Below are 25910 nucleotides of genomic sequence, written 5' to 3' on the forward strand. Positions count from 1 at the left end.
CTCCAGCCCGCACCGGCGATGTTCATCGACGACGCCCACATCTTGCGAGCCTCGTCCTCAACGGTCTGGGCGTGCACCTCGAAACGGCCCGCCATCGCCCGCATCTCGTGCGGGTCGGTCATAAAACGTGTTGCCATCTCGGCTGTCTCCTATCTTGATTCCTCAGTCGGCCGAAGTCTTAACAATTGAAATTGATGCAGCGGAGGCCGCGGTTCAAACAGATTACGGCCTGCCGGTTAAATGCTCGCCTCAGACAGGCGACATGTACCCCTTATTTCCCGTGTCAGCGGTCCCTTCTCAGACGACAACCTGTTTGGGCATGACGATCGGCTTGAAGCCGTACCGGGGTCCGCTGCCGTAGGCGCCGGCGCCCTTGGCGGCGGCCGCCATTCCCGGCATGCCGGGCATCGCGGTGACTCCCTCCGCTTCGGCCGCGGCGGTCCAACCCGAGCCCTCGAGCGGGGCGGTGGCCGAAGCCAACGACGCCGGGGCGGCCGCGTTCCAGCCGGCGGGCACCGAGAGGCGGCCCACCGCGGACGCCTCGCCCAGCGCCGCCGACGCCCCCGCGCCCGACACCGAGCCCACCATGGTGCCGGGCGTGATGCCGGCGGCACCGGCCGGCGCAACCGAGTCGGTCAGCGAGAACGGAATCGCCGGCACCGTCCCAAGGGTCTTCCCTAACGACACCACGTTCGGGATGGCGTTCATGGTGAACCACGCCCCCGTGTTCACCCCACCGTTGATGGCGTTGAAGACGGCCGGCGTGCCGAGGAAGTTGTCGACCGACGACAGAAAGCCATTGGTCGTAAAGGGGAGGGTGGGGGCGGCCAAGGTTGCCGCATTGGAGATGGGAGCTGCCAACGCCTGGACCGTGCCGCCCGTTGAGTCCGCGGCCAGCGCGGTGCTGTCCACGGCCGCGGCGGTCGCCGGGTTGGTGGTCGATGTCAGTGGCGTCACTGGGGTGAGGACGCCGGCCGCCATCGAGGCGGCCTGGTAGGTGGCCATCATGGTGGCGTCTTGAACCCACATCTCGGCGTATTGCGCTTCGGTCGCGGCGATCGCGGCTGAGTTGACGCCCAGGAAGTTCGTCGCGACGAGTGTTGCCAGCAACGTCCGATTGGCCGCGATTACGGGCGGGGGCACCGTCGCCGCGAACGCCGCTTCGTAGGCCGCCGCCGATGCGGTGGCCTGAGCGCTCGTCTGCTCGAGTGTCGTCGCCGTCTCGGTCAGATAGGTCACGATCGGCTGTGCCGCAGCGGCCGCCGCGGCCGACCCACCACCGGTCCACTGTTCGGTGGTCAGCAACGAGATGATCGACTCCCACTGGGTGGCGGTGGCGCTCACCTCGGCGGCCAGGTTGGCATACGCGGTCGCGGCGGCCATGAACGGAGCGGACCCCGCACCGGCGTACATGAACGACGAGGTGATCTCCGGGGGGATCGCTGAAAACTCAAGCACCATTTGTGTATTCCGCTCCTTTTCTCTGTTCGAATTCGACGTCTATCCGGGTGCCCGTGGCTGCCTAGACGGCCGTCGGTTTCGGCATGACGATCGGCTTGACGCCGTAACGCGGCGCGCCGAAGCCAGCGCTGTTGCGCCCCATCGCACCCACTCCGGGCATGCCCGGCACCACCGTTCCCGTACCGGCCTGCGGCGCGGCGGCGGTCCAGCCGACCGTCTGCAGCGGCGCGGCGCTCGACCCCACCACCGAGGTCGAGCCCGCCCAACTCGGCGGCACCGAGAGCTTGTTGACCATGGTTGCTTGGCCCATCGCGGCCGCCGGCATCGCGCCCATGCCCGTCACGCCGCCCACACCGGCGCCGGCCGGGGTGGTCGAGGTGGCCAGGTCCGCCGCGGCGGCCGCACCGGCGTCGGCGCCAGAGGTGTCCAGCAAGCCGCCACTGGCCAGGCCGAGCAGGTCGGAACCGGCGGACGCCCAGTTCCCAAAACCGATGTTGCCGATGTTCGCGCTGTTACCCGACAAGCCGAACATCCCGCCAAGCATGTTCGGGTTGGTGCCATTGCCGGTGCTACCGAGGAGCCACGAAAGGTAGTCGAGCGGAGTGTTTGACGGCGTGGCAGCGGCAGCGGCGGCGGGAGAAGCGGCACTCGCAAGTGCGGCCTGGCTCGCGTTGACGGCCTCGGTGTCGCCGTAGCTGTTGGAGCTGATGCCAAGGGTCTGCGAATACTGCTCGAGGAGTGCCTGCACCTCGGCGGCGATCGTCTGGTACTGGGTGCCGTACGCCGAGAAGATGGCCGCCTGCTGGGCCGATACCGGGTCGGCGGCGGCGGGAGCAATGACGGTGGTCGCCGACGCGGCGCCCGCGTTTTGGGCTGCCAGGTTACTGTTGATGCCGGACAGCAACGTCTCCGCGGCAAGCATCTCTTCGGTCTGTGTTGTCAGAAACGACATCTGTTGCTCCTATGCTGAACGAGCCGACCCCGGTGTGGATCGCTGTGTGTTCACGTAACGGTCGCTGTGCGTTGGCGTAACGCTAGCGACCTACAACTCCACATTCCCCACCCATTGAGCTGGGGTTACGGTCGTTTACGGCTTCTTAACGACAAGGGCGGCAGTTTTAACAAGACCCTGTCGGGCGACATCGGGACGTCATCTGATCGCGGGCGCCGAAATGGAGAGCTTGCGCGCGGCGCGCGGATATTAGTGGATGGGCACGGGCTTCGCATCTTGGACATCTGGCAAATATCGGCCGGGATGCGATGCCGCGGGCTTCGGCGTCACGCGCTAGATTCGCGCCGGGCCCCCATAGCCCAATTGGCAGAGGCAGCGGACTTAAAATCCGCCCAGTGTCGGTTCGAGTCCGACTGGGGGCACGGTGGACTTTTTGTCGGACACAGAGGTAGCACGGACGGGCGAATGCGCTCGACATCGCTATCGACAGCGCCATTCCGCGGCAACTCTGCCGCAGCAGCCGGACTTCCGGATTGACCCGGACCGGCCTCAATAGCAATCAGGCGGCGAATCCACCGTCGACGTCCCAGGCTATGCCGGTGATGAATGCCGCCTCCGGACTCACCAGGTAAGCGACGGCGCTGGCGATGTCCTCAGGGCGGCCGTAGTGACCAATCGCGGTGAGTTGCCGCATCTCATCGGCAAAGTCGCCCGAATCCGGGTTCGCGTCGGTTGCCGTGGGTCCTGGCTGAACGACATTGACGGTGATGCCGCGCGGCCCCAGTTCGCGCGCCAGCCCGCGGGTTAACCCGGCCAGGGCCGCCTTGGTCATGGCATAAACAGCGCTGCCCGGACGCGGAACGCGGTCAGCGAAGATACTCCCGGTGGTGACGATTCGACCACCGCTACCAAGGTGGGGGATCGCATGTTGAATGGCCACGAAGACGCCGCGGACGTTGACGGCCAGCATTCGGTCGAAGTCCTGCAGCGGAAACGATTCGACCATGCCGGACGTACTTATTCCGGCGTTGTTCACGAGGATGTCCAAGCCGCCCAATGTAGCCACGGCCTGATCGACCGCCTTGGTCACCTGTTGCGCGTCGGCGTTGTCGGCCTGAATCGCCACGGCCGTTCCGCCGAGGGCAGATACCTCCGCCTGCAACGTGTCCGCCGGACCTGGAGATGCGGAGTAGGTAAACGCCACTTGTGCTCCATCGGCGGCCAACCGCTTCACGATCGCCGCACCGATACCCCGTGAACCACCGGTCACCAGAGCGCGGCGCCCCGCTAGAACACTCACCTATGTATCTCCTCCCGCTGGAGATTCGAATGTCTGTTGCGCCCAGACGGCGAATGACTGCCACGCGATGTCTGAATTCGCGGCGTGCAGAGCCTCGAGATCCACCCGGTAGCCCGGCCCATTGAGGAACGTCCACATCGCGTGCATGTCAGGATTTCTGATGGACTCGAGTGGGGTGTATTCATGCCGCACCGGTCGGCCCAGCGCCGCACTGAGCACTTCGGCCATCTGCGCTGGCGTGACGGCGTCGCCGGCTAGCTCCACGCGCTGCCCGATGTATGGCTTCGGGTCGATTAGCACCTTCGCGACGAACGCGCCCATGTCGGGACGGGCCAGTTGTTGCAGCGGATGGTCGGATGGTAGCGGCAGATCGAGAACCCCGGCGGAGATGCGGTCCATGCCACCGAGCGCGTTGTCGAAGAAGTAGGTCGGCGCCGTAATCGTGTGTGGCAAACCGCTTTCAGCCAACTCCGCCTCAATGACGGCCTTGCTTTCGAAGTGCGGCACACCGGTGTGCTGGTCGGCTGCAGCGACCGAACTGAACACCAGGTGTGGCACCTGCACGTCGACGGCCGCGGCCAGTATGGCCCGCCCCTGGGTCACCTCGGCATCGACGCCTGCCTCGAACGGGGTGGACAACGCAAACGCTGCTGCGACACCGCGCATCGCCGCTCTAAGTGCAGAGCAATCGTCGAGTGAGCCGACGACAGCCTCGACTCCGCGTTCAGTCAGACGCCGAACCGACGGTCTGTCTGGCCGGCGCACCAGCGCGCGCACCCGCGCCCCGCGTGCCAGCAGTGCACTGACGACCGCGCCACCCTGGCCGCCGGTGGCGCCCAACACCAGAACGGGTGCTTCAGTCCTCGACATCGTCCCCCCGTCTCGCGGCTGCCAGCCGGCCAGGAGGCGCTCCATCTCGGTCAATTCCTCGGCAAACATGTCTCGACGGGCGCGGGGACCGCACGCCTGCAGAAGCCGGGCGAAGTCGCCGGCTGCTTTGCCGATCCGCTCGGAGAGGCCGGCGGAACCAAGGGCAGCACCGAAGTCGTCGGTGGCCGCGTACACGCCGACGGGCGACACGATCGCATGCAGGTAAGAGAACATCGGACGCAGCGCATGTTCCAGCACCAGCGAATGGCGCTCGGTACCGCCGGTCGCCGCAATCAGCACCGGCATTTCGGAAAGTGTCTCCTCGGGCAGCACGTCGAAGAACGACTTGAACAGCCCGCTATATGAGGCGTTGAACGCCGGGCTCACAGCGATGACTCCGTCGGCGTCGGCGACTGTTTCGAAAGCTGATTCGAGTTCGGCTGAGCCAAATCCTGTCAGCATTGCATCGATGATCGGCCGGCCGAGAGGGCGCAGTTCGATCACCGACGCGGTCATCGTCAGGCTCCGGTTGGCCAACGCCTCGTCAACCGCGGCGGTGATCCGGTCGGCCAGCAGCCGAGTCGACGACGGCTCGCGCAGCCCACCGCTGATAACCGCCAACTTCGTCATGGCTGCTGCTCCTGGGAAGTGGTGGACAACTCTGTGGCGGGAGGGTCTGTGGCCCTGCTGGCCGCCGCCACCAGCGCCTCGTGTGTGGGAGCATCGGGTACGTGATCGGGTCGACCGATCGCAAACTCCTTGCGCAGCACTGGAACTACTTCCTCACCCAGTAGGTCGAGTTGCTCCAACACCACCTTCAGCGGCAGACCGGCATGATCGACGAGGAACAATTGGCGCTGATAGTCGCCGGCGTATTCGCGGAAGCTCAGCGTCCGATCGATCACCTGCTGCGGCGAACCAACGGTCAAGGGGGTCTGGGCAGTGAACTCCTCCAGACTCGGGCCATGCCCGTACACCGGAGCATGGTCGAAATAAGGCCGGAACTCCGCGATGGCCTCCTGGCTGTTGGGGCGCATGAAGACCTGTCCACCCAGACCGACAATCGCCTGATCCGCGCTGCCGTGCTCGTAGTGTTCGAACCGCTGGCGGTACAACTGCACCATCCGTTTGGTGTGAAACGACGGCCAGAAGATGTGGTTGGCGAAGAAGCCGTCACCGTAATAGGCGGCCAGTTCAGCGACTTCGGGCGTTCGGATTGAACCGTGCCAGACGAACGGCGGCACTCCGTCAAGCGGTTGCGGTGCCAGGGTGAAGGCCTGCAGTGGGCTACGATATTTCCCGCTCCAGTCGACGACCTCTTCGCGCCATAGGCGCCGCAGCAGCCCGTAGTGCTCGACGGTCAATGGGATGGCGTGCCGGATGTCCTGTCCGAACCACGGGTAGACCGGCCCGGTGTTCCCGCGGCCGAGCATCAAGTCCACCCGGCCACCGCAGAGATGCTGCAGCACACTGAAGTCCTCGGCAATCTTCACCGGATCATTCGTGGTGATCAACGTGGTTGAGGTGGAAAGAAGTATCCGCTCAGTCTGCGCCGCGATGAAGGCCAGCAGTGTGGTCGGCGAGGAGGGCACGAACGGCGGATTGTGGTGCTCGCCGGTGGCGAACACGTCCAGACCTACCTCTTCGGCTTTCTTGGCAATCTGGACGGTGGCACCGATACGCTCGGCTTCGGTGGGTGTAAGGCCCGTCGTCGGATCCTCGGTGACGTCTCCCACCGTGAATATCCCGAATTGCATATCTGACATCGAGTCCACACCTAACGACTGCGGCGCGCGTGGAAGACCGCTGTGCACGGAAAGGCCGCCGTGCGCGGGAAAGACGTTACCCCCCCTTGCAGCACGGGTAAGTACTTCGTTAGATATCCGCTCGCATGGATTGCGACACCGAACCAGAGTGGTCACCGATTCGCAGATGACTCCGCGCGGACTGACGACCTCGGCGATCCCTTCTGGGACGGAGGCCTTTGCATCATTTCGGCTTCATAGATCACCAGTTGCTGATCCGGAGCAGCTCGTTCGGTGGCGTTGGAACCGAATCGGTCGCCGAGTTCTGCTCGCAGACCATGCAGACGTTGAGGACATAAGCTTCCCCACCCGCATCCAGCCGCAGGCCAACGATGTTGACCCTGCGGGTAGCAAACGCCTCCGCGCACATCTCACCCCGGCGTCACCGCGGCGACCGGGGGCGATTTCGAGCGCTACCGGAGTGGCTTCGCGGTTGCGGCTGGAGCGGATTTTGAGGCTTGCAGCACGACCGGCTCGGGTGGCAGGCGAACGACGCTATGGCTCGGCCGCCTGTGTGACGACGACTCACGAGCGCGTAGAGACGCTCTCCATGCTCGGACGCCTCCTGCTTCCGCGCCAGGCGAACCAGCGGCGTTACCGTTACTTTGCGCGTTTCATAAGCGGGCCGCTACTGCGTCAACGAATCGACTGAGGAGATGACATGGGAGCCAACGTCGGAGTCGAGTACATCCAGCATTTCGCCAATGCCCGTGCTGCGGGCGAAACCGTTGGAGGGGACTTGGAATGTCCTTACTACATCGCGAACCGGTTCGGCCCGCGTATGGCGCAGGCCACTGGCGCTTGAGTGGGACCGGTCGGAATTGAACGGCAGCCGCCCGCAGGCGAGTAAATCGACGCGAGCATGGCCGGATCCGCTGTCGACCGTCGGACGGCGTGGCTCTCTCGTGTCAAGTTGCCTTCGCAGCTGCATTTGCGGGTTTCCTTCCCGCAGCAGGAGTAAGCATTCACTAGGCAATAGCTTGCATGGAGTGCGACCCCGAACCCAGGAGTGATCACCGAATGGCGCAACACAGCACTGCGTGGCCCAGCCTGCGCGTCGACGACTCGGCTCCGACGCGGGACACACTGCACATGTGGATGCAGATCGTCGGCAAGGTCCGACTCACGCATTCGCCCTTGGTCAATCACTGGTGGCAGGTCACCTTCTACGTGACTCCGCGCGGACTGACCACCTCGGCGATCCCGTATGGGACCGAGGTCTTCGACATTGAATTCGACTTCATCAATCATCAGTTGCTGATCCGGAGTAGTTCCGGCGCAACACGTTCGGTCGCGTTGGAACCAAAATCGGTGACTGAGTTCTATTCGCAGACCATGCAGGCACTAGACGAACTGGGATTCGCGACGCGCATTCAGGCGCACCCCAACGAAGTCGACCCTGCAGTGCCTTTCGACCAAGACGATGTGCACGCGGCATACGATCGCGATGCCGCGCGCCTGTTCTGGCGCCAGCTCCTCCAGGCCAACCGAGTGCTCGGTCAGTTCCGGTCCCGCTTCATTGGTAAGGTAAGCCCGGTGCACTTCTTCTGGGGCGCAATGGATCTCGCGTGCACCCGATTTTCGGGCCGCAAAGCACCGCGCCATCCCGGCGGCGCACCGAATTGCGGGGACTGGGTCATGGTCGAGGGCTACTCGCACGAACTGAGCAGCTGCGGGTTCTGGCCCGGCGGAGGTGAAGAGGGCGCGTTCTACGCTTACGCCTACCCGGAACCCGACGCGTTCGCCGACCATCCGGTCCATCCAGCAGAGGCCCGCTACCGCAAGGAGATGGGTGAGTTCGTGTTGCCATACGAGGCTGTGCGCCAGGCAGCTGATCCCGATCAGATGCTGCTCGGTTTCTTGCAGGACACGTATGAAGCGGCGGCCGTCAATTCCGGCTGGGACCGTGCCGCTTTAGAAGACGACCCGAATCGTTGGAGCGCGTACTGAACAGGCGCATGATCTTCGGTTCCCAGAGCTCAGTACCACTTGCGTTGCCTCCCAATCCGTTGTCGACCACCACATGTGCATTCCGGGAAGATGTTCAGGTAAAACTCTGTGCTGGTCGGGGCCGTGCTCCTCGTTGAGGGCCGACGTAGCGCGTCGCCATCCACCCCGGTCGACAAAGCCGACGAGCCGATGGAGGTCGTGGACGCGGAGGTCGTGGACGATGGCCCCGAAACGCACCCTGAGCGCGACGGAGAGCGTGCGAACGGTGACCGACAAGCCGCGAATGCGCCTCCACCGTTCGCAGAGCCGAGCGCACCGTCGAACCGCGAGCTACGTCCTCGGTCATGAGCCGTGTGGGTCAGCAAGCCGACCCCGCTATTGCGCTGCCTTCTGGCTAGCACTGCTCCGTGGCTATCGGTGTAGCTGTATGACGTTCTCTGAGCGCCGACGGTTCCTTGGGGTCCCGGTCATCATTGCCCGTATGCCCCAATCCCGTTGAGAACGAACCACTGTCAGGCTCGGCTGACACTTTCGAGGTCGGTACGGTAGATCTCGGCTGCGGTCACGGTGGCCGGCACACCGAGCTCCTTGGCGACGGCGGTGATCGCGTCCTGGCCGATGTCCAGCTCAGCATGGCCGTCGTCGCTGAAATACGGCGCGATGAAATGGTCGTAGTGCCGGTGCACCTCGTCCACCGTGTGTCTGCCGAGAAACCCGTGATGCATATGCGCGACGGCGATTTCGGGTTGATGCGTGATCGTGTGCAACGCCCGCCGGTTGGCTCGGACCACTGCTGCCAGCGCCGGGCTGTCCAGGGGAATGTAGGTAGGGTCAACGGCAATTCCGACGGTCGGCACCTGGAAGCACTCCCCAATCCAGCCCAGCACGTGCAAACCGTATTCGGCAGCGACCTGCTCGGGTGCCATAGTGCTGCCGACCATCGCCGCGTCGATAGCACCTTCACGTAACCACCGGAGGTCCATGCCGTAGTCATCGGGTGGCCGGACTACGCTGACGATATCCCGGTCAGGATCAATGCCATTGCGGCGCAATACGGTACGACCGAAACAGCCGGGCGCCGTGTGGGCGGCATGGATGGCGAGCCGACGTCCGCGCAGATCCTGCATCGAGGTCATGTCGCCCCCGCCGAGGAACCAGAACAGCGGTTGATGGGTGTTGACGCTGACCGCTGTCCACGGAATACCGTCGGTCAGCCGGGACAGCATCGACCTGCCCAGCCCAATGGTCGCGCCCCGGCGCAGACGCTCGATATCCCACCCGGTGCCGTCGTGCATGGCAACGTGCACGCCTTCATCGGCGTAGTAGCCCTCCTGATCGGCGACGTAGGCCACCAGTTCCTCGTGAATACCCCTTCCGACGTAAGCAAGGTCGAAAGTGTGCATCGTCATCTCCTGATCTGTCCGGTCAATCCATCGCCAGTCCGCCGTTGACCGGCGCAGTGCTTCCGGTCACGAAGCCGCTGTCGTCATCGGCATAGAAGGCGATAACCCTCGCCACGTCCTCGGGTTTGGCGATGCGCCCCAACGGGGTTGTCGCGATAATGCGATCCCTGACTGCCTCGGGCACCGTCGTGGAGATCTGTGTGCCCACCATCCCCGGAGAGACGATATTTACCGTGATGCCGTGGGGCCCCAGTTCCTGGGCCACATAGCGAGCGAACGTGGTAAGCGCCGATTTGGATGCGCCGAGGGCGATCATCCCCGCACGTGGGTTTTTGGCCAGATTCGTCCCGAGATGCACGATACGGCCATAACCCTTCGCAATCATCCCCGGCGTCACCGCCCGGGTCAGGGTGAATGCGGCCAGCATTTCGTCCTGCAACTTGCCACCGAACTCTGTCCAGCTCATCTCCTGGAAAGGCTTGATGGCGTAAGGAATCAGGACTGTGTTGACCAAGACGTCGACCGTCCCCCACTCTGCGGTCACGGTCTGCATCAACCGATCCACCTCGTCGGGCTTGGAAACGTCGGCTCTTACCGCCATGGCCTCCCCGCCGGCGGAGTGGATCGCCTCGACGACGGCTTTCGCATCGGCGTCACTTGTGCGGTAATTCACGACCACCCGCATTCCACGCGAAGCCAGAAGTCTTGATGTTGCTCCTCCGATTCCGCGGCTGCCGCCGGCCACCACCGCGACCTTGTCCGTATTCGGGCTCATTGCTATCCGTCCTTTTGGGTAGTTGTCCGGCGCAGACCGTCGGCGAGCAGCCGAACGGTGTGATCGACGCGGGTGGGGTCGGGGACTTTGTCGTGCAGAAAGTTGTCCATCAGCAGGCTCGACACCAGTAGCCGCGCGGTAGCAAGCCTCACTTCGGCATCGGCAGGAGCATCACTAGCCTGGGCTAGCAGCTCGGCGACGTCTCCGGTCGACGACGCGACGAGGGCGGACACCAGGGCGTGAAGTTCGGGGTCGGTACCGGCTTCGCGGAACAGGATTACCTGGGTATCGCGGTTTTGGATGAACACCTCGACCAGTTCCCGCGCCGCAGCGCCCAGAACCTCCTCCACGTCGCGGTGCTCGGCCTCGACGCCTTCCCTGACGAGGCTGCGCCGGTAGGCCCGCTCGCCGACCACCGTCAGCAACAGGTCGCGCTTGGACGGGAAGTAATAGAACACCAGGCCATGCGGAACCCCTGCTGCGGCAGCAATTTTCGCGGTAGAGGTCGCGGCGTAACCCGAATCGGCGAACATCCGCTGCGCGGCATCCAGGATCAACTCACGGTTAGCGGGTTCCGCCGACCCGCGGTCGGGCTTCCGCCGCGACTTCCGAGTTTTTGCGTTAGCCATGACCCATCTTCTGGTTGAGTACTCACTCAAGTCTGATCACGGGTGGCCCATTCGTCAAGTAGACGTCCTCCGACGCGATCGACGCCGAGTAGTCGAGCCCGCCGACGAGAGCGGTCCCCGCGCGCCGCTGAGTCGCCCGAGAGTGCGATGCGGCCCTCCGACGCGGGCCAGGTAGCGGACAGCGGGGTCCGCAACGCTTCCGCATTCGGCACAGTTCAGCACTGCCGAAACACGCCATGCCAAGTAAGTTGTTCGAGACCGTTGTGCGAGCCGCCACCGCGAAGGAGCCAGCGCGAAGGTGTCCGAAGATCCGCGGGCTGACGCTGTCGCCCGCCAATACGATCGCTGGGAATATCCGCCCCCGGTAACCGATCTCGAGGCGTGGACCAAGAACCATTGGGATTGGTTCGATCCCTTCTGGGCGCACCGGGTGTTGTGGCCCGACCGCGCATACAAGCCGGACCTCGACATCCTCATCGCGGGGTGCGGCACGTTCCAGGCGGCGGTTTTCGCCTACATGAACCGCGCCGCCAGGGTCGTCGCGATTGACGTCAGCCGGTCCGCGCTGGATCACCAGCAATATCTGAAGGACAAGCACCAGCTGGTCAACCTGGAACTACATCTGCTGGCCATCGAAGAGGTCTCGGCGCTGGAACGCGACTTCGACCTGATCGTCTCCACCGGCGTGTTGCACCACATGGCGGACCCGCTGGCCGGGCTCAAAGCGCTCGGTGGATGTCTGCGGCGCGACGGGGCGCTGGGCGTCATGCTCTACGCCAAATACGGCCGGTTCGGCGTCGAGGTGCTCGAATCGGCGTTTCGCGACCTCGGACTGTCGCAGGACGACGCGTCGGTTCAGCTGGTCAAGGAGGCGGTTGCGGCGCTGCCGGCCGACCACCCCGTCCGTCCCTACCTGCGGGGCGCGCGTGATCTGCTGTCCGACGGCGCGCTCGTGGACACCTTCTTGCACGCCCGCCAGCGCAGCTACACCGTCGACGAATGCCTGGACCTGGTCGGCGCCGCGGGGCTGGCGTTTCAGGGATGGCTTCGCAATGCGCCGTATTACCCGCACGACGCCTTCGTCGCGCCGCCAGGCGCGTTCCAGTCACTCTTGAACGGCTTACCGGATACCACGCTGTGGTCGGTGATGGAACGCCTGCAGCCGGCCAATGCCACCCACTTCTTCGTCGCCTGCCGACCCGAACGACCGACGCAGGACTATGCGATCGACTTCTCGACGGCGTCGTCCCTCGATTACGTTCCGCTGCCGCGGACGGCATGCCTGTTGTCCGGCGACGAGATTCACCTGCCCGGCGCACAGCTGAAGCTCACCCCGGCTCAGCTGCCCTTTGTTCAGCAGGTCGACGGTCGGCGCAGCATACGAGAGATCATCGACTCGGTGACCCAGGGCAACCGGGAAGACGAGACGCGGGTGCGCGAATTCGGGCACCAGCTGTTCCAGTCGCTGTGGCGTCTCGACTTCCTGGCGATGGCGCTGAACACGTCGCCGGATTAGCATCTGAGATCGGTTGCGGGACGAGCGTTACCGTCGGACCAAGACTTTGGGCCTGCCGCCGACAACACCGCAAACCGCCACTCATACACTGACCCAGCATGGGCATGCTGTTCGGTCTCGCGCCGTGGATTGTGTATTGGGTCCTTGTCGGAAACGTTCCTTTCGCCGCTGCCGTGCTGGTCGCGCTGGCGGTCGCCGCCGCCAGCCTGGGCCTAGGGGGCGCGACGGGCAGACGCTGGCAGCTCTTCGATTTCGCTTCTGTCGCAGTGCTTTTGATCCTCGCTGTGCTGACCTTCACGCTCAGCCAGCCGTTCGTCGAGCGGTGGATACTGACACTGAGCAACGCCGGGATCTTCCTGGTGGCGCTGGTCGGGATGCTCGTCGGCAAGCCGTTGGTGGCCGAATTCGCCGCGGCGGAACACGCTCCCGACGTCGTCAAAACCGCGCTGTTCGGCCGCGTCGTCCAAATCCTCGGCTGGATCTGGGTCGCCACGTTCGCCGCCATGACGGTGTCGTCGGCCATCCCATCGATCGTGCAACGCCCCGCGGTGCCCGCGGGGACCACCGGCGCCCTGATCCTGGACACCAAGACCCCGCTGTCCTTCCTCTGCTACTGGATCATTCCTTTCGGGCTGCTGGGCCTGGCCGCGGTGGCCTCGCGGTTGCTGCCCGACCGGATGCTGGCCGGGATCGACGATGTGGCGCGGGAAACCTCGTTCGTCGCCTACGACGAGGCCACCATCGACGAGCTGTACTTCCTCGCCCAGGAACACGCCAACCGTGAGGTGGGCCCGGGTAAGGAGGCCTACGCCGTCAAGGTCGGCGGGATGGGAACCCCGTTGACCGGAGACGAGTCCCGCAAGTCGTGGCCGTCGACTTACAAGGTGCGCGACAAGCGGCACTGAACCCCACAAGGAGTCGTGATGAACGCGCCCAGCCCCGACGCCATCCGCGCGGAGACGATCACCATCACCGGTCACGGCGGCGACCAGATCGAGGCCTACCAGGCCGTGCCGCTCGCGCCGGGGCACCGCGGTGGCGTCGTGTGGATTCACCACATGCCCGGATACGACCGGGAAACCAAGGAGTTCGTCCGCCGGCTCGCCGTCAGCGGCTATCACGCCCTGGCGCCGAACCTCTATTCGCGTGAGGCCCCGGGCGCCGCGCCCGACGACGCGGCCGCCGCGGCGCGCGCCGCCGGCGGGGTGCCCGACGAACGACTCGTCGGCGACGTCGCGGGCGCGGTCGAGCAGTTGCGCTCGTTACCCGGGGCCAACGGCAAGGTCGGTGTCATCGGGCACTGCTCGGGCGGGCGGCACGCGTACCTGGCGGCATGCTCGCTGCCCTTCGATGCGGCGGTGGACTGCTACGGCGCGTTCATCGTCGAGGATCCGCCCGAGGGCATGCCCAAAACCATGCAGCCGATCCTGAACCTGGCCGCAAACCTGAGCTGTCCGCTGCTGGGCCTGTTCGGCCTCGACGATCGGTTCCCCGCCCCCGCGGGAGTGGCCGCCCTGGACGCCGAGCTCAACAAGTTCAACAAGCCGCACGAGTTCCACTCCTACGAGGGCGCGGGCCACTCCTTCTTCTCCGTCGACCGGCCCGCGTACCGCCCGGAGGCCGCGGTGGACGGCTGGCGGCGCATCGACGTATTCTTCGCCACCCACCTGAAAGGCTAGGTATCGCCCATGTGCACCTATCTCACCGAGCACGTCGAGATCGACGGCAGCGGCAAGGGGGCCACCGGGTGGTTCGGCGCCAACCGCGCAACGGTCTACGTCGACCACCCCGTCCACGCGCCCTACGGCCACACCGTCAACATCGACGTGATCAACCCGCAGCTCGGCCCGTCGGCGCGGGTGGCCCTGGAACTCACCGAGGAGAGCGCCCTGGCGCTGGCCGAGGCCATCCGCAAAGCGATCGCCCACGCGCCGGCCGGGCTGGCCTCCAAAGATCAATAGGCCGACCATGACTGACTATCCGCAGATGGCCGCCGCGCGGGGCAGGATCGAGCCCGCGCCCCGGCGGGTTCGTGGCTTCCTCGGCGATGCGCTGGTCTTCGACACCACCGCCGCCCGGTACGTGTGGGAAGTCCCGTACTACCCGCAGTACTACATTCCGCTGGCCGATGTCCGCCCCGAATTCCTGCACGACGAGAACCACGCCCAGACAGTGCAATTCGGTCCGTCACGGCTGCACTCCCTGGTGGGTGCCGGCCAGACGCACGAGTCCGCCGCGCGGGTCTTCGACGCCGACAGCGACAGCCCGCTGGCCGGCACTGTGCGGTTCGACTGGAATCCGTTGCGCTGGTTCGAAGAGGACGAACCGATCTACGGTCATCCGCGGAACCCCTATTCGCGCGTCGACGCCCTGCGCTCACACCGCCACGTCCGGGTCGAGCTTGACGGAATCACCTTGGCGGACACCAAATCTCCGGTTCTACTCTTCGAAACAGGCTTGCCCACAAGGTATTACATCGATCCCACCGACGTCGACTTCGGGCACCTGCACCCCAGTGCCACACAGACGTTGTGCCCCTACAAGGGAACGACGTCGGGCTATTGGTCGGTGCGTGTGGGTCCGCCAAATGAGCAAGTCGTGCACGAAGACCTGGCGTGGACCTACCACTATCCGCTGCCCGCGGTCGGTCAAATCGCCGGTCTGATCGCCTTCTACAACGAAAAACTCGACATCGTCATCGACGGGGCCAGGCTGCCGCGGCCGCAGACCCATTTCAGCTAGCGGCGACACGGAATCCGGGCGGTGTGATATTCGCCTCGTCGATGGCAAATCCTGAGACTTCCTTACTAAAGCAACGGTGGAGCGCAAACGCGAGTCGTTAGCGGCGCAAGCAAAATCCGCCGGAAGAGGGTTTGCGTAGGTTTCGCTAGGGGTAAGCGACTGCGATACAGCGTGATTGGAAGTCTGAGCAGAACCTGAGTGCGTGGAGTGACGTAGCTAACGTCGAGCATTTTGAACTGCTTTGAGGCGAGTTTTGGTCAGTAGACTACCGAAAACCAGTTTCGTCAGTGCCTTTCGGTGCTGAAAGCCGGTGGATCCGGAGGCCAAATCGTCGCATGCGCGCGACGTCGTCACTTTGGCCCCAGGGCCGACGAAACACAGCAAAGGCGGTACCAGCGTGAGTGATGCATACGACCCAACGGCGAGCAGGTTCTCGGTCGACGACACTGCGGTGGTTCGAGTCCCGGTGCACCACGGCCCGATCAGCGACATGGACATCAGCGGCGACGGGCGCCGGCTGCTCGTCACGAACTACGGCCGCAACACGGTATCGGTCATCGATGCCCACACCCTTCGGGTGTCGAGCACCCTCGCCGGCCTCAGCGAACCATCCACCGTCGCCATGAGCAGCGTGGACGCGAACTACGCCTACGTCGGCACCGCCACCGCCGCCTATGACGCCATCGAAGTGATCGACGTCGTCACGAATTGGCGGATCGCCACGCATCGGCTCGAGCACAGCGTGAGTGACTTGGCAGTGAGCGCCGACGGGAAGTTCCTCTACGCCAGCCGAAATGGCGTTCGCGGCGCCGACGTGACCGTCCTGGACACCACCACCGGCGAACTCGAGGTGGTCGACCTGGCCACCGCGCCCGGTACGACCACCGCATGCGTGCGGGCCAGCGCCGACGGGCGCCGCCTCTACATCGGTGTGAACGGCCCGAACGGCGGCAGCCTCGCCGTCGTCGAAACCCGCACCCGCTCCGACGGTGGCCGTGTCGGTGGCCGCTCGCGCCTCGTCGGCACCATCGAGCTCGGTCTGCCCCTTCGCGATGTGGCGCTGAGCAACGACGGCGGCACTGCCTATGTGGCAAGTTGCGGCCCGGTGGTGGGCTCGGTGGTCGACGTCATCGACACCCGCGCCAACAAAATCGTCAAAACACACAAGATCAACGAGATCACCGGGCCGCTGGCGCGGATGACCCTCAGCCGCGACGGCGAGCGGGCCTACCTGGTCAGTGACGACCGCGTCACGGCCCTGGGCACCCGCACGCTGGACGTCATCGGCGAGGTCACGGTGAGCAACAACCCGTCCTGCGTGCTCGAAAGCCCGGACGGCAGCCACCTCTATGTCGCCGACTATTCCGGCGTGGTCACCGCGGCGCGGATCGCCTCGGGGTCGGGTTCGGCGCCGCACGGCGGCGTTGCGGATCACCCGGACGTGCCGGCCGACGGCTGGCAGTTCGATGTGCCGCAGTGGGAGCCGGCGCTGGCCTAGCCGGCGTCGTCGCGGAACGGCGCGGCGCGGCGCGCGGAGTGTGAATCCTCGGCCTTGAGTGTGAATCCTCGGCGGGGATTGTCGGCGTGTCGCCGCCCAGCGTTCACACTCAAATCCCAGTGCTCACACTCAACGGAAGTGGGCGCCGGAGACCGCCCAGGATGCACGCTCAACCGAAGAGTCGAAATCGTGCTGCTTCCAAAGCCCTGCCGGGCGAACGGGATCCACGCCGCCGGTCGTGGCCGCGGGTGATGTCTGTCACGATCGCCGAATTCGGGCTTAGGGTGGGAAGCGGTCGGCGGCGCCGCCGGCCCGAAATGCGGGCGCCGCATTTCACGGACTGGCACGGACGGTGCCGCGCGGAGAGTGAGGCGGTACATCAATGGACGGCACGATGCAGGACTATCCGTTGACGATCACCGCGATCATGCGCCACGGTTGCGGCGTTCACGGGGACCGCACCGTTACCACCGCGACCGGCGACGGCTACCGCACCACGAGTTATCGGGAACTGGGCTGCCAGGCCGCCCAGCTGGCGAATGGATTGCGTCGGCTCGGGGTGACCGGTGACCAGCGGGTGGCGACGTTCATGTGGAACAACGCCGAGCACCTGGCCGCCTACCTCGCGGTGCCCTCGATGGGCGCCGTTCTGCACACCCTCAACATCCGCCTGTTCCCCGAACAGATCGCCTATGTCGCCAACGAAGCCGAAGACCAGGTGGTGCTGGTCGACGCCTCGCTGATCGCAGTGCTGGGGCCGGTGCTGCCCAGCCTGAAGACCGTGCACACCGTGATCGCCGTCGGCGAGGGCGACACCGACCTGCTGCGGAAATCGGGCAAGACCGTGCTGGATTACGCCGACGTCATCGCCGGGCAGCCGGCCGACTTCGACTGGCCGCACATCGACGAGAGCTCCGCGGCGGCGATGTGCTACACCAGCGGCACCACCGGCAACCCCAAAGGCGTGGTCTACAGCCATCGTTCGAGTTACCTGCACACCATGGGCGCGTGTACCACCAACGGGATCGGCGTCGGGGCCACCGACAGCGTGCTGCCGATCGTGCCGATGTTTCACGCCAACGCCTGGGGACTGCCGTATGCGGCGCTGATGGCCGGCGCCGACTTGGTGCTGCCGGATCGCCACCTCGACCCCCGGTCGCTGGTCGGCATGGTCGAAGACCTGCGGCCCACCGTGACCGGCGCGGTGCCCACGATCTGGAACGCCGTCCTGCACCACCTCGAGGACGACCCCGACCACGACATGTCGTCGCTGCGGCTGGTGGTCTGCGGCGGCTCGGCCGTCCCGGTATCGCTGATGCGGACCTTCGAGGAAAAGCACGACGTGCAGATCCGGCAGCTGTGGGGCATGACGGAGACGTCGCCGCTGGCGACCATGGCCTGGCCGCCGCCGGGAACCCCGGAGGACCAGCACTGGGCGTTCCGCGGGACACAGGGCCAACCGGTCTGCGGGGTGGAGATGCGCATCGTCGACGACGACGGCCAGGTGCTGCCCAACGACGGCGAGGCCGTCGGTGAGGTCGAGGTCCGCGGCCCGTGGATCGCCGGCTCCTACTATTTGGGGCGCGATGACTCGAAGTTCGACTCCGGCTGGCTGCGCACCGGCGACGTGGGCCGCATCGACAGCCGCGGTTATGTCACCCTGACCGACCGGGCCAAAGACGTCATCAAATCCGGTGGGGAATGGATCTCCTCGGTCGAGCTGGAAAATGCCCTGATCGGCCACCCCGATGTCGTCGAGGCCGCGGTCGTCGGCGTTCCCGACGAGCGTTGGGAGGAACGCCCGCTCGCGGTGATCGTGGCCAAAGAGGGCGGGTCGGTCACCGCGGAGCAGCTGCGAACCTTCCTCGCGGACAAGGTCGTTCGATGGTGGCTGCCCGAGCGGTGGACGTTCGTCGACGAGATCCCGCGCACCAGCGTCGGCAAATACGACAAGAAAGCCATCCGGTCGCGATACGCCGACGAGGGCTACCAGGTGATCGAGGCGCGCGACTAGCGCCGAGCAGGCATACACGAGGGAAAGGCTTGAGGCAGTGACACATTCACTCGTCGTCGATCAATCCGTCGTCACGCCGGTCGCGGTACACGACGCGTTCGGCAGGACGCTGCCGCTGCCGCTGCCCACGCTTTTCAACCGCTGGTACGGCCCGTTCCCGCCGATCAGGGACGTGCGCGAGCAGACGGGCGCCTGGGACGCGGCGGGTCAGACCCGCGTCGTGCACCTGGCCGGCGGCGCCACCATGCGCGAGGAACTCACCAGCGTCGACCCGCCCCGGTCGTTCGGCTACCGGCTCTGCGAGGTCACCGGCCCGATGACGGTGCTGGTCGATCACGTTGTGGGCGAATGGATTTTCACCCCGGCGGCGGGTGGCACCGAGATCACCTGGCGCTGGGACATCCATCCGAAATCGCGGCGAACGGCCTGGGCGCTTCCGCTGTTGGGCAGGATGTGGAAGGGCTACGCGCGGCGGGCGCTGGCCAACCTGTCGGCCTTGCTGACCGGCTGAGACCGCGGACCATTACGGTCTGAAGGCATGTGCCGACTCTTTGGCCTGCACGCCGGGACGCACGCGTGCACGGCAACCTTTTGGCTGCTGGACGCGCCGGACAGCCTGTCCGAACAGAGCCGGAGGAACCCGGACGGCACCGGGCTGGGCCTCTTCGACGAGCACGCACTGCCCCACCTCTACAAGGAGCCGATAGCGGCCTGGCAGGACGCCGCATTCGCGACCGAGGCGCATCGGATGACCGGCACCACCGTCATCGCCCATGTCCGCTACGCGACCACCGGATCGCTCGACATCCGCAACACCCACCCGTTCCTGCAGGACGGCCGGATCTTCGCGCACAACGGCGTCCTCGAAGGGCTGGACATCATCGACGCGCGGCTGCGTGAGGTCGGCACCGACGACCTGGTATTGGGCGACACCGACTCCGAGCGGGTGTTCGCGTTGATCACCGGCTCGATCCGGGCCCGCGACGGCGACATCACCGCGGGCCTCGTCGACGCCATGCGATGGCTGGCCGAGCACGTTCCGATCTACGCGGTCAACGTGCTGCTGAGCACCGCCACCGACATGTGGGCGCTGCGTTACCCGCAGACCCACGAGCTCTACATCCTGGATCGATCCGACGGTGCGGCGTCCCAGGATCCCGAATTCGACTTGCACACCATACGAATTCACGCGCGCTCGGAGCACCTGTGCGCGCGCTCGTCGGTGGTGTTCGCCACCGAACGCATGGACGGCGACCCGCGATGGCGCCTTCTCGAGCCGGGGGAGCTCATCCACGTCGACGCCAGGCTGCGCGTCACCCGCAGCCTGGTGCTGCCCGACCCGCCCAAGCATCCGCTGCGCCGCGAGGACCTGAGCGCGCCGGTGCAGGACTCGCAACACGCGCTGCCGAGCACCCGGCGGCCGGTCTGAGCTCGTTTGGCAGAGTTGGTGAGCGTGACAAACAAACGCGCCCTGGTGCTGGCCGGTGGAGGGATCGCGGGAATCGCCTGGGAGACAGGTGTTCTGCGTGGCATCGCCGACGAATCGCCGGCGGCGGCCCGGGTGTTGATCGAGTCGGATGTGCTGGTCGGGACGTCGGCGGGCTCGGCGGTCGCCGCGCAGCTCGGCAGCGGCCACACGCTCGAGGAGCTGTTCGACCGGCAGGTCGCCGAGTCATCCGCCGAAATCGATTCCGGGGTCGACGTCGACGCCATCACCGAACTGTTCCTGACGTCGTTGGCCGCCCCGTACGAGGAACCGCTGGACAAGACCCGCCAACAAATGCAGCGGATCGGGGCCGTGGCGCTGGCCACCCAAACCGTTCCCGCGCCGGTGCGCCGTCGGGTGATCGCGCAGCGGCTGCCGTCGCACGACTGGCCCGACCGGACGTTGCGGCTCACCGCCATCGACGTCGCCACCGGCGAACTGACCGTCTTCGACCGCGAGTCCGGTGTCGACCTCGTCGATGCGGTCGCGGCCAGCTGCGCGGTGCCCGGGGCGTGGCCGCCGGTGCCGATCGCGGGCCGGCACTACATGGACGGCGGGGTGGCCAGCTCGGTCAACCTGGTGGTGGCCGCCGACTGTGATGCGGCGGTGGTGCTGGTGCCCTCGGGCGTCGACGCGCCGTCGCCCTTCGGCGCCGGGCCGGCCGCGGAGATCTCCTCATTCGCCGGCGCCGCCCTCGCGGTCTTCGTCGACGGCGATTCGCTGAGCGCCTTCGGGCCCAACCCATTGGATCCGGGCTGCCGCATCCCCGCGGCCCTGGCCGGGCGCGTGCAGGGCCGCCGCGAAGCCACGGCCGTCGCCCGGTTCCTGGGGTTATGACGGGTTCGCTTGTCGCACAAGTTGTTTAGCGGTCGATCGCGGGCGGTGCGGCATCGTCGCGCCCGGCTTCCAACGAGTCCAGAGCGTCGTCTGCGAGCGCGCGCCCGGCGGCGATCACCTCCACCGCCCGGTGAAACTCCAGGGCCCGGCACGTCGAACGCGGAACCTCGATGAGCACGTCGGGCGGGTAGACCGCCAGGGTGTGGCGGGCCAGCGCGGCCTGGGCGATGTCGATCGTCCGGTTCATCACCTCGAAACTGCCCAACTTCGGCACGTCGGACAGCTCACCGGCATCAGCGTCGGCCGCGGGCAGCTGCTCGTCGGGACTGTCCGACCAGTCGTCCGACTCGCCGCCAGGGCCGCCCAGCCTGCTCAGCACCGCGCGGGCGGTCGGCCGATCGAGCAGCGAGCGGGCGGCGGCCGTGTCGAGCAGCGCGGAGGTACTGCGCACCATGCGGGTCAACCACTCGACGGTGGCGCCCGGCTCGGCCGCGCGGTTGGTGATCGCCTCGCTGCCGGACAGGCCCACCGCGATGGTCAGGTCGGCGTTGACGGCCGAGAGCGGGGCCATCGGCAGCGGATCCAGGATGCCGCCGTCGGCCAGGAGCCGCCCGTCGACCGCGTGCGGCGCGATCACGCCCGGGATGGCGATCGACGCCCGGATGGCCTCGTCGAGGGGGCCGCGCTGAAACCACACCGACTTGCCCGCCAACAGGTCGGTCGCCACCGCGGTGTAGGGGATGCGCAGTTCTTCGATGGCGACCGGGCCCAGGATGTCGCGCACCGCGTCCAGAATCTTGCCGGCCCGCATTACGCCCGCCGCGCTGATGGACGGGTCCAGCAGCCGCAGAATCGTGCGCTGGGTCAGGGACTTCGCCCACTCGGAGAACTCGTCGAGTCGTCCTGCCGCGTGGAGGCCGCCGACCAGCGCGCCCATCGACGAGCCGGAGACGCCGACGATGTCATAGCCGCGCGCTCGCAGCGCCTCGATCACCCCGACGTGGGCGTAGCCGCGGGCGCCACCGCTGCCGAGCGCGAGTGCCACCCGAGTCGGTGCCGATCGACGCGGAAGTTCGTCAGGCACCCCTCCATTTTGCGCGGCGCGGGGCCGGCCGGGTGGTCGGAGCCCCTTCGAGGGGCCGCGGGGGACTTTTTTCAGCCGTGATTGTAATTAACCCGCGGGCAGGGGACCCGCGCGCGGCGCTACCCGCATTCGTCGTTGGCGGCCGCCCTTGCGGCGACGATCACGGCCGCCTGCCGCGCCGGGGTCAACGCCGACCAGGGGGCGTTCCAGCTGCCCGCGGTGCCCGCCGGCGACGCCTGAACCATCGCCAAATAGGGCTCGAGTAGCGACGCACCGGTCTTGGGCTGGCCGTCCATCCACACTTTTGCGGCGTGACAGGCCTGGTAATACTCCTCCTCGGTCGAGTGCGCCGGGACATCGACCCTGGTCGTCACGCCGCCGGGGGAGAGCCCGACGGCGCCCGCCGGCAGCGAACCCGGGCCACCGGGGATGCGCGATTGCCGTGCCGACGAGGACGCGGGCGCCCCGGTGTGCTCGCCGTGCGAGCAGCCGGTGACCGCCATCAGGACGCTGATCACAGCGGCCGCGGCAACCACCGCGCTCCGCCGCCGGGGTCGACCGCCGCACCAGCGCACGGTCTCAATGTATGCAACACTGGCGGCCGTGATGGAGCGCTTCGGATTTTGTGAGTGTTGTCGGCCGTAACACGCCGCCGCCTGTCCGATCCGTTTTCGCTCTGGAGTTCTCCCCCATGTCTTTGTCCCTTGCCGGGGCTGCGCCCGTCACCCCTGCGATTGCCCCGCGCCCCCGCATCGTGTCGTCCCCGTCCGCGGGTCCGACCCGGCTGCGGGTGCCAGACCTGATGCACGCGACCGACCAGGCCGCCGACGATGTGCTCAGCGGGCGCTGCGACCATCTGCTGCCCGAGGGCGGCATCCCCGAGTCGCAGCGCTGGTTCACCCGCATCCACGGCGACGAGGAACTCGACATCTGGCTGATCAGCTGGGTGCCCGGCCACCCGACCGAGTTGCACGACCATGGCGGGTCGCTGGGCGCGTTGACCGTCGTATCCGGCTCGCTCAACGAATACCGTTGGGGCGGCAGGGCTTTGCGGCGCCGCCGGCTGGACGCCGGCGATCAGGCGGGCTTCCCGCTGGGCTGGGTGCACGACGTGGTCTGGGCGCCCCGACCCGTGTCGGTGCCGGTCCCGGGGTTGCCCGGCCCAGCACAGCCGACCCTGAGTGTGCACGCCTACTCGCCGCCCCTGAGCGCGATGTCGTACTACGACATCACCGACCGCAAGACGCTGCGCCGGCAGCGCACCGAACTGACCGACCAGCCGGAAGGATCGCCGTGAGCCGCATCGACGTCGTTTTGAGGTCGGCCCGGCGGCGGTATCGCCGTTTGCCCGCCGCCGAAGTGCCCGACGCGCTGCGGCGCGGCGCCGTGCTCGTCGACATCCGGCCCCAGGCCCAGCGGTCCCGCGAGGGCGAGGTGCCCGGTGCGCTGGTGATCGAACGCAATGTTTTGGAATGGCGCTGCGACCCCACCAGCGAGGCCAAGCTGCCCGAGGCCGTCGGCGACGACGTCGAATGGGTGATCGTGTGTTCGGAGGGCTACACGTCCAGCCTGGCGGCGGCCGCGCTGCTGGACATCGGCCTGCACCGCGCCACCGACGTCATCGGCGGCTATCACGCGTTGGCGGGCGCCGGCGTGCTCACCCGGCTGGCCGGCGATTCGACCGGCGCCCCGCTGGTAGACGCGGGTGCCGCCGCACGCCGCTGATGCGTACCTAGGCCCTACGTTCGACGCAGCCCTGCCGGCCTCACAACGCCAAACCACACCGGTTCCGCATTTCTTGCTCGGGACGCTAGTCGCCGGCGTGCAGCAGCGGCCGCAGCCGGGCCGTCTTGTCCGGTGTCCACCCGGGCGGCGACAGCACCGCCGCCCAGCCGTCGGCGACGTCGGCGACGTAACGGTGACCGTGCCCGTCGGGGACGTCCACCGCCACGGCCATGTCCGCCGAAACCTGGAGGAAAGTGACGACGGGGATCCAGCGCGTCTGGGGCAACACGTCATAGCCGCGGGGCTCGCGCAGCCAATCGGGCTTGCTGAACACCAGGTCCGGAGTCCACCAGGCGATCGGGTCCGAGGCGTGCTGCAGGTAGACCACCCGCGGGTGGTCCCACGGATCCTTGGGGCGCGCCAAGTTGTCCGCGCGGGCCACGAAGCGGACGTAGCGGCCGTCGTCGTAGATCGGCAGCCACTCGGGGGACCCGGCATCACGCGTCGAGGTCAGATCGGTCCAGATGGTGTTTTGGAACGTCGGCCCGCTGAACAGGGCGCCGTCGGTGCGGGCGAGCACGTTGTTCAGGCTCATGAACGGCGCCTCGCCGCCGAACGAGCCGAGGCTCTCACCGAACACCACCAGCTTGGGGCGCTGGCCTTCCGGCAGCTGGCGGATCAGCCGGTCGACGGCCTCGAACAGCGCCTGGCCGGCGTGCCGGGCGTTCTCCTTGTCCACCAGAAACGACAGCGAGCTCGGCAGGAACGAATACTGCATGCTGACGATCGCGGTGTTGCCGTTGTACATGTACTCGAGCGCGGTGGCCTCAGCCTCGTTGATCCAGCCGGTTCCGGTGGTGGTCGCGAGCGCGACGACGGCGCGCCGCAGCCCGCCGGTGCGCTGCAGCTCGCGCGCGGCCAGCTCGGCGGTCGCGGTGATGCCGTCGGCGGAGTTCAGCCCGGCGTAGGCCCGGATCGGCTCGGTCGCCGGGGCTCCGGTGAATGTGGTCAGGTCGGCGACCTTGGGACCGCCTTCGACGAAGATGCGCCCTTGGTGGCCGAGGGATTCCCATGACACCAGCGACTCGGGGCCGCCGGAGCGCAGCGCGGTCCTCGGCGGCGCGCTGTCCGGGTTCATCTCGTTATTGGCCGCGGCGAAGGTGTCGTTCATGGTGCGCATGGCGAACTTGAGTACGACGCCGTTGAGCACGGTGACGGTCAGGACCGCCAGTGTGACGACCACGATGGTTGCCGAGAGCCGAAACGGTACGAACCGGTCCACCTGACCCACCAGAAAGCTGATCAACCACCGGGTGAACTGACCGATTTCGACGACCGTGAACAGCACGACAAGCGATAAGACTCCCGACAGCGGGTAGTCATACCACTCCAGATGCGCCACGCCCATCAGGTCGCGCACCTCGTCCTGCCACACGTGGAACGAGATCGCCATGAGGACCTGGCCGATCACGCCGATCGGGATCAGCACCTTCCATGCCCAGCGTGGTGGCGGTGGGCTGTGATCCTTCTCCCGCATGAACCGCACCAACCAGACCGAAAAGACACCCAGCCCATAGCCGATGGCGCCGGAGAGTCCGCTGACCAGCCCCTGGAACAGCGGGCCCCGCGGCAGCAGCGAGGGCGTCAACGAAAGCCAGATGAAGATCAGGCCGACCGTGGTGCCTGTGAACGTGTAATGGCGTACCCACCAAGGCTTTTCAGTCCATGGCAGGGTGGGCGCCGCGCGGCTGAGTCGAGGGGCGGGCCCCGGCGCCGGCGCGGCGGCCTCCGTGGACTCCACGACGTCGCCCGCCGGTTTGTCGCCGGCGTCGATATTGGTCGCGGAACCCGGTTCGCTCATGA

Annotated in this window: 24 protein-coding genes, 1 tRNA gene and 1 pseudogene; 14 read left to right on the forward strand and 12 right to left on the reverse strand. The window is 66.6% G+C overall.

Annotated features, from left to right (window positions below; all coding sequences use genetic code 11):
• The 3 genes and pseudogenes from A5775_RS11715 to A5775_RS11725 all read right to left on the reverse strand — a co-directional run.
• Window positions 1-137: pseudogene (locus A5775_RS11715) on the reverse strand (WXG100 family type VII secretion target); the annotation flags it as partial.
• 160 nt (window positions 138-297) lie between these two features.
• Window positions 298-1461 (reverse strand): PPE family protein, encoded by a 1164-nt coding sequence (locus A5775_RS11720; RefSeq protein WP_067252116.1) that lies wholly within the window; start codon window positions 1459-1461, stop codon window positions 298-300.
• A gap of 61 nt (window positions 1462-1522) precedes the next feature.
• Window positions 1523-2413 (reverse strand): PE domain-containing protein, encoded by an 891-nt coding sequence (locus A5775_RS11725; protein ID WP_067252119.1) that lies wholly within the window; start codon window positions 2411-2413, stop codon window positions 1523-1525.
• 348 nt (window positions 2414-2761) lie between these two features.
• On the opposite strand from A5775_RS11725, the gene A5775_RS11730 reads away from it, so the two are divergent.
• Window positions 2762-2835, forward strand: a tRNA-Leu gene (locus A5775_RS11730).
• 137 nt (window positions 2836-2972) lie between these two features.
• Here A5775_RS11730 and A5775_RS11735 read toward each other — a convergent pair.
• Genes A5775_RS11735 through A5775_RS11745 form a run of 3 tightly spaced genes read right to left on the reverse strand, consistent with a single transcriptional unit; the run spans window position 2973 to window position 6340 of the window.
• On the reverse strand, window positions 2973-3713 hold the full coding sequence (locus A5775_RS11735) for a 3-oxoacyl-ACP reductase family protein (protein ID WP_067252122.1): 741 nt from the start codon (window positions 3711-3713) through the stop codon (window positions 2973-2975).
• On the reverse strand, window positions 3714-5213 hold the full coding sequence (locus A5775_RS26235) for a CE1759 family FMN reductase (protein ID WP_369827825.1): 1500 nt from the start codon (window positions 5211-5213) through the stop codon (window positions 3714-3716).
• The gene (locus tag A5775_RS11745) at window positions 5210-6340 is read right to left on the reverse strand and encodes an LLM class flavin-dependent oxidoreductase (protein WP_067252125.1); all 1131 of its coding nucleotides are present in this window, start codon (window positions 6338-6340) and stop codon (window positions 5210-5212) included. The genes A5775_RS26235 and A5775_RS11745 overlap by 4 nt, the downstream gene beginning before the upstream one ends.
• A 1068-nt stretch (window positions 6341-7408) precedes the next feature.
• Between A5775_RS11745 and A5775_RS11750 the strand changes: the two genes are divergently transcribed.
• A complete protein-coding gene (locus A5775_RS11750) occupies window positions 7409-8338 on the forward strand; it encodes a DUF5996 family protein (RefSeq protein WP_067252128.1) in 930 nt (309 codons plus the stop codon).
• Window positions 8339-8850: 512 nt separating this feature from the next.
• On the opposite strand, the gene A5775_RS11755 is transcribed toward A5775_RS11750, so the two are convergent.
• The 3 genes from A5775_RS11755 to A5775_RS11765 all read right to left on the reverse strand — a co-directional run bounded on the left by A5775_RS11755 (window position 8851) and on the right by A5775_RS11765 (window position 11073).
• Window positions 8851-9690: an ABC transporter substrate-binding protein gene (locus A5775_RS11755; protein WP_231995160.1), complete on the reverse strand. Its 840-nt coding sequence runs from the start codon at window positions 9688-9690 to the stop codon at window positions 8851-8853.
• A 73-nt stretch (window positions 9691-9763) separates the two neighbouring features.
• Window positions 9764-10516: an SDR family NAD(P)-dependent oxidoreductase gene (locus A5775_RS11760; protein ID WP_067252131.1), complete on the reverse strand. Its 753-nt coding sequence runs from the start codon at window positions 10514-10516 to the stop codon at window positions 9764-9766.
• A 2-nt stretch (window positions 10517-10518) separates the two neighbouring features.
• Window positions 10519-11073, reverse strand: a complete 555-nt coding sequence (locus tag A5775_RS11765) for a TetR/AcrR family transcriptional regulator (RefSeq protein ID WP_067252134.1) — start codon at window positions 11071-11073, stop codon at window positions 10519-10521.
• 370 nt (window positions 11074-11443) lie between these two features.
• Here A5775_RS11765 and A5775_RS11770 point away from each other — a divergent pair, with 370 nt between their 5' ends.
• The 10 genes from A5775_RS11770 to A5775_RS11815 all read left to right on the forward strand — a co-directional run bounded on the left by A5775_RS11770 (window position 11444) and on the right by A5775_RS11815 (window position 21238).
• Entirely contained in the window at window positions 11444-12661 is a 1218-nt protein-coding gene (locus A5775_RS11770) for a bifunctional 2-polyprenyl-6-hydroxyphenol methylase/3-demethylubiquinol 3-O-methyltransferase UbiG (protein WP_067252136.1), read from the forward strand.
• Window positions 12662-12759: 98 nt separating this feature from the next.
• Window positions 12760-13566, forward strand: coding sequence for a hypothetical protein (locus tag A5775_RS11775; protein ID WP_067252138.1), 807 nt, complete (start codon window positions 12760-12762; stop codon window positions 13564-13566).
• An 18-nt stretch (window positions 13567-13584) separates the two neighbouring features.
• A complete protein-coding gene (locus A5775_RS11780; protein ID WP_067252140.1) occupies window positions 13585-14340 on the forward strand; it encodes a dienelactone hydrolase family protein in 756 nt (251 codons plus the stop codon).
• A 9-nt stretch (window positions 14341-14349) separates the two neighbouring features.
• Window positions 14350-14622: a DUF6295 family protein gene (locus A5775_RS11785; protein ID WP_067252143.1), complete on the forward strand. Its 273-nt coding sequence runs from the start codon at window positions 14350-14352 to the stop codon at window positions 14620-14622.
• Window positions 14623-14629: 7 nt separating this feature from the next.
• Window positions 14630-15403: a DUF427 domain-containing protein gene (locus A5775_RS11790; RefSeq protein ID WP_067252145.1), complete on the forward strand. Its 774-nt coding sequence runs from the start codon at window positions 14630-14632 to the stop codon at window positions 15401-15403.
• A gap of 397 nt (window positions 15404-15800) precedes the next feature.
• Complete coding sequence (locus tag A5775_RS11795) at window positions 15801-16901, forward strand: WD40 repeat domain-containing protein (protein ID WP_082952983.1); 1101 nt, start codon at window positions 15801-15803, stop codon at window positions 16899-16901.
• Window positions 16902-17283: 382 nt separating this feature from the next.
• Window positions 17284-18915 carry a long-chain fatty acid--CoA ligase gene (locus A5775_RS11800; protein WP_067252150.1) on the forward strand — a complete coding sequence of 544 codons (1632 nt, stop codon included), beginning with the start codon at window positions 17284-17286 and terminating at the stop codon, window positions 18913-18915.
• A gap of 37 nt (window positions 18916-18952) precedes the next feature.
• Window positions 18953-19426 carry an SRPBCC family protein gene (locus tag A5775_RS11805; RefSeq protein ID WP_067252152.1) on the forward strand — a complete coding sequence of 158 codons (474 nt, stop codon included), beginning with the start codon at window positions 18953-18955 and terminating at the stop codon, window positions 19424-19426.
• A gap of 27 nt (window positions 19427-19453) precedes the next feature.
• A complete protein-coding gene (locus A5775_RS11810) occupies window positions 19454-20344 on the forward strand; it encodes a class II glutamine amidotransferase (protein ID WP_067252154.1) in 891 nt (296 codons plus the stop codon).
• Between the two features lie 24 nt (window positions 20345-20368).
• Complete coding sequence (locus A5775_RS11815; RefSeq protein ID WP_067252158.1) at window positions 20369-21238, forward strand: patatin-like phospholipase family protein; 870 nt, start codon at window positions 20369-20371, stop codon at window positions 21236-21238.
• Between the two features lie 25 nt (window positions 21239-21263).
• Here A5775_RS11815 and A5775_RS11820 read toward each other — a convergent pair whose 3' ends face one another.
• Both A5775_RS11820 and A5775_RS11825 read right to left on the reverse strand, forming a co-directional pair.
• Window positions 21264-22322, reverse strand: coding sequence for a patatin-like phospholipase family protein (locus A5775_RS11820; protein ID WP_197512525.1), 1059 nt, complete (start codon window positions 22320-22322; stop codon window positions 21264-21266).
• Between the two features lie 119 nt (window positions 22323-22441).
• The gene (locus A5775_RS11825) at window positions 22442-22825 is read right to left on the reverse strand and encodes a lipoprotein LpqV (protein ID WP_197512527.1); all 384 of its coding nucleotides are present in this window, start codon (window positions 22823-22825) and stop codon (window positions 22442-22444) included.
• Window positions 22826-23013: 188 nt separating this feature from the next.
• Here A5775_RS11825 and A5775_RS11830 point away from each other — a divergent pair, with 188 nt between their 5' ends.
• Both A5775_RS11830 and A5775_RS11835 read left to right on the forward strand, forming a co-directional pair.
• The gene (locus A5775_RS11830) at window positions 23014-23619 is read left to right on the forward strand and encodes a cysteine dioxygenase (RefSeq protein ID WP_231995161.1); all 606 of its coding nucleotides are present in this window, start codon (window positions 23014-23016) and stop codon (window positions 23617-23619) included.
• Complete coding sequence (locus A5775_RS11835) at window positions 23616-24047, forward strand: rhodanese-like domain-containing protein (RefSeq protein WP_067252161.1); 432 nt, start codon at window positions 23616-23618, stop codon at window positions 24045-24047. Before A5775_RS11830 ends, A5775_RS11835 begins: the two co-directional genes overlap by 4 nt.
• 85 nt (window positions 24048-24132) lie before the next feature.
• Here the strand turns inward: A5775_RS11835 and A5775_RS11840 are convergent, their stop codons facing one another.
• A complete protein-coding gene (locus tag A5775_RS11840; protein WP_067252164.1) occupies window positions 24133-25908 on the reverse strand; it encodes an alpha/beta-hydrolase family protein in 1776 nt (591 codons plus the stop codon).
• Between the last annotated feature and the right edge of the window lie 2 nt (window positions 25909-25910).

Source organism: Mycobacterium sp. 852002-10029_SCH5224772 (assembly GCF_001667315.1).
Classification (GTDB): Bacteria; Actinomycetota; Actinomycetes; order Mycobacteriales; family Mycobacteriaceae; genus Mycobacterium.

Coding starts and splice junctions, on each gene's coding strand:
- A5775_RS11720 (WP_067252116.1), bottom strand. CDS start 1,461: ATGGTGCTTGAGTTTTCAGCGATCCCCCCGGAGATCACCTCGTCGTTC.
- A5775_RS11725 (WP_067252119.1), bottom strand. CDS start 2,413: ATGTCGTTTCTGACAACACAGACCGAAGAGATGCTTGCCGCGGAGACG.
- A5775_RS26235 (WP_369827825.1), bottom strand. CDS start 5,213: ATGACGAAGTTGGCGGTTATCAGCGGTGGGCTGCGCGAGCCGTCGTCG.
- A5775_RS11745 (WP_067252125.1), bottom strand. CDS start 6,340: ATGCAATTCGGGATATTCACGGTGGGAGACGTCACCGAGGATCCGACG.
- A5775_RS11750 (WP_067252128.1), top strand. CDS start 7,409: ATGGCGCAACACAGCACTGCGTGGCCCAGCCTGCGCGTCGACGACTCG.
- A5775_RS11760 (WP_067252131.1), bottom strand. CDS start 10,516: ATGAGCCCGAATACGGACAAGGTCGCGGTGGTGGCCGGCGGCAGCCGC.
- A5775_RS11775 (WP_067252138.1), top strand. CDS start 12,760: ATGGGCATGCTGTTCGGTCTCGCGCCGTGGATTGTGTATTGGGTCCTT.
- A5775_RS11780 (WP_067252140.1), top strand. CDS start 13,585: ATGAACGCGCCCAGCCCCGACGCCATCCGCGCGGAGACGATCACCATC.
- A5775_RS11785 (WP_067252143.1), top strand. CDS start 14,350: ATGTGCACCTATCTCACCGAGCACGTCGAGATCGACGGCAGCGGCAAG.
- A5775_RS11790 (WP_067252145.1), top strand. CDS start 14,630: ATGACTGACTATCCGCAGATGGCCGCCGCGCGGGGCAGGATCGAGCCC.
- A5775_RS11800 (WP_067252150.1), top strand. CDS start 17,284: ATGGACGGCACGATGCAGGACTATCCGTTGACGATCACCGCGATCATG.
- A5775_RS11810 (WP_067252154.1), top strand. CDS start 19,454: ATGTGCCGACTCTTTGGCCTGCACGCCGGGACGCACGCGTGCACGGCA.
- A5775_RS11825 (WP_197512527.1), bottom strand. CDS start 22,825: ATGGCGGTCACCGGCTGCTCGCACGGCGAGCACACCGGGGCGCCCGCG.
- A5775_RS11830 (WP_231995161.1), top strand. CDS start 23,014: ATGTCTTTGTCCCTTGCCGGGGCTGCGCCCGTCACCCCTGCGATTGCC.
- A5775_RS11840 (WP_067252164.1), bottom strand. CDS start 25,908: ATGAGCGAACCGGGTTCCGCGACCAATATCGACGCCGGCGACAAACCG.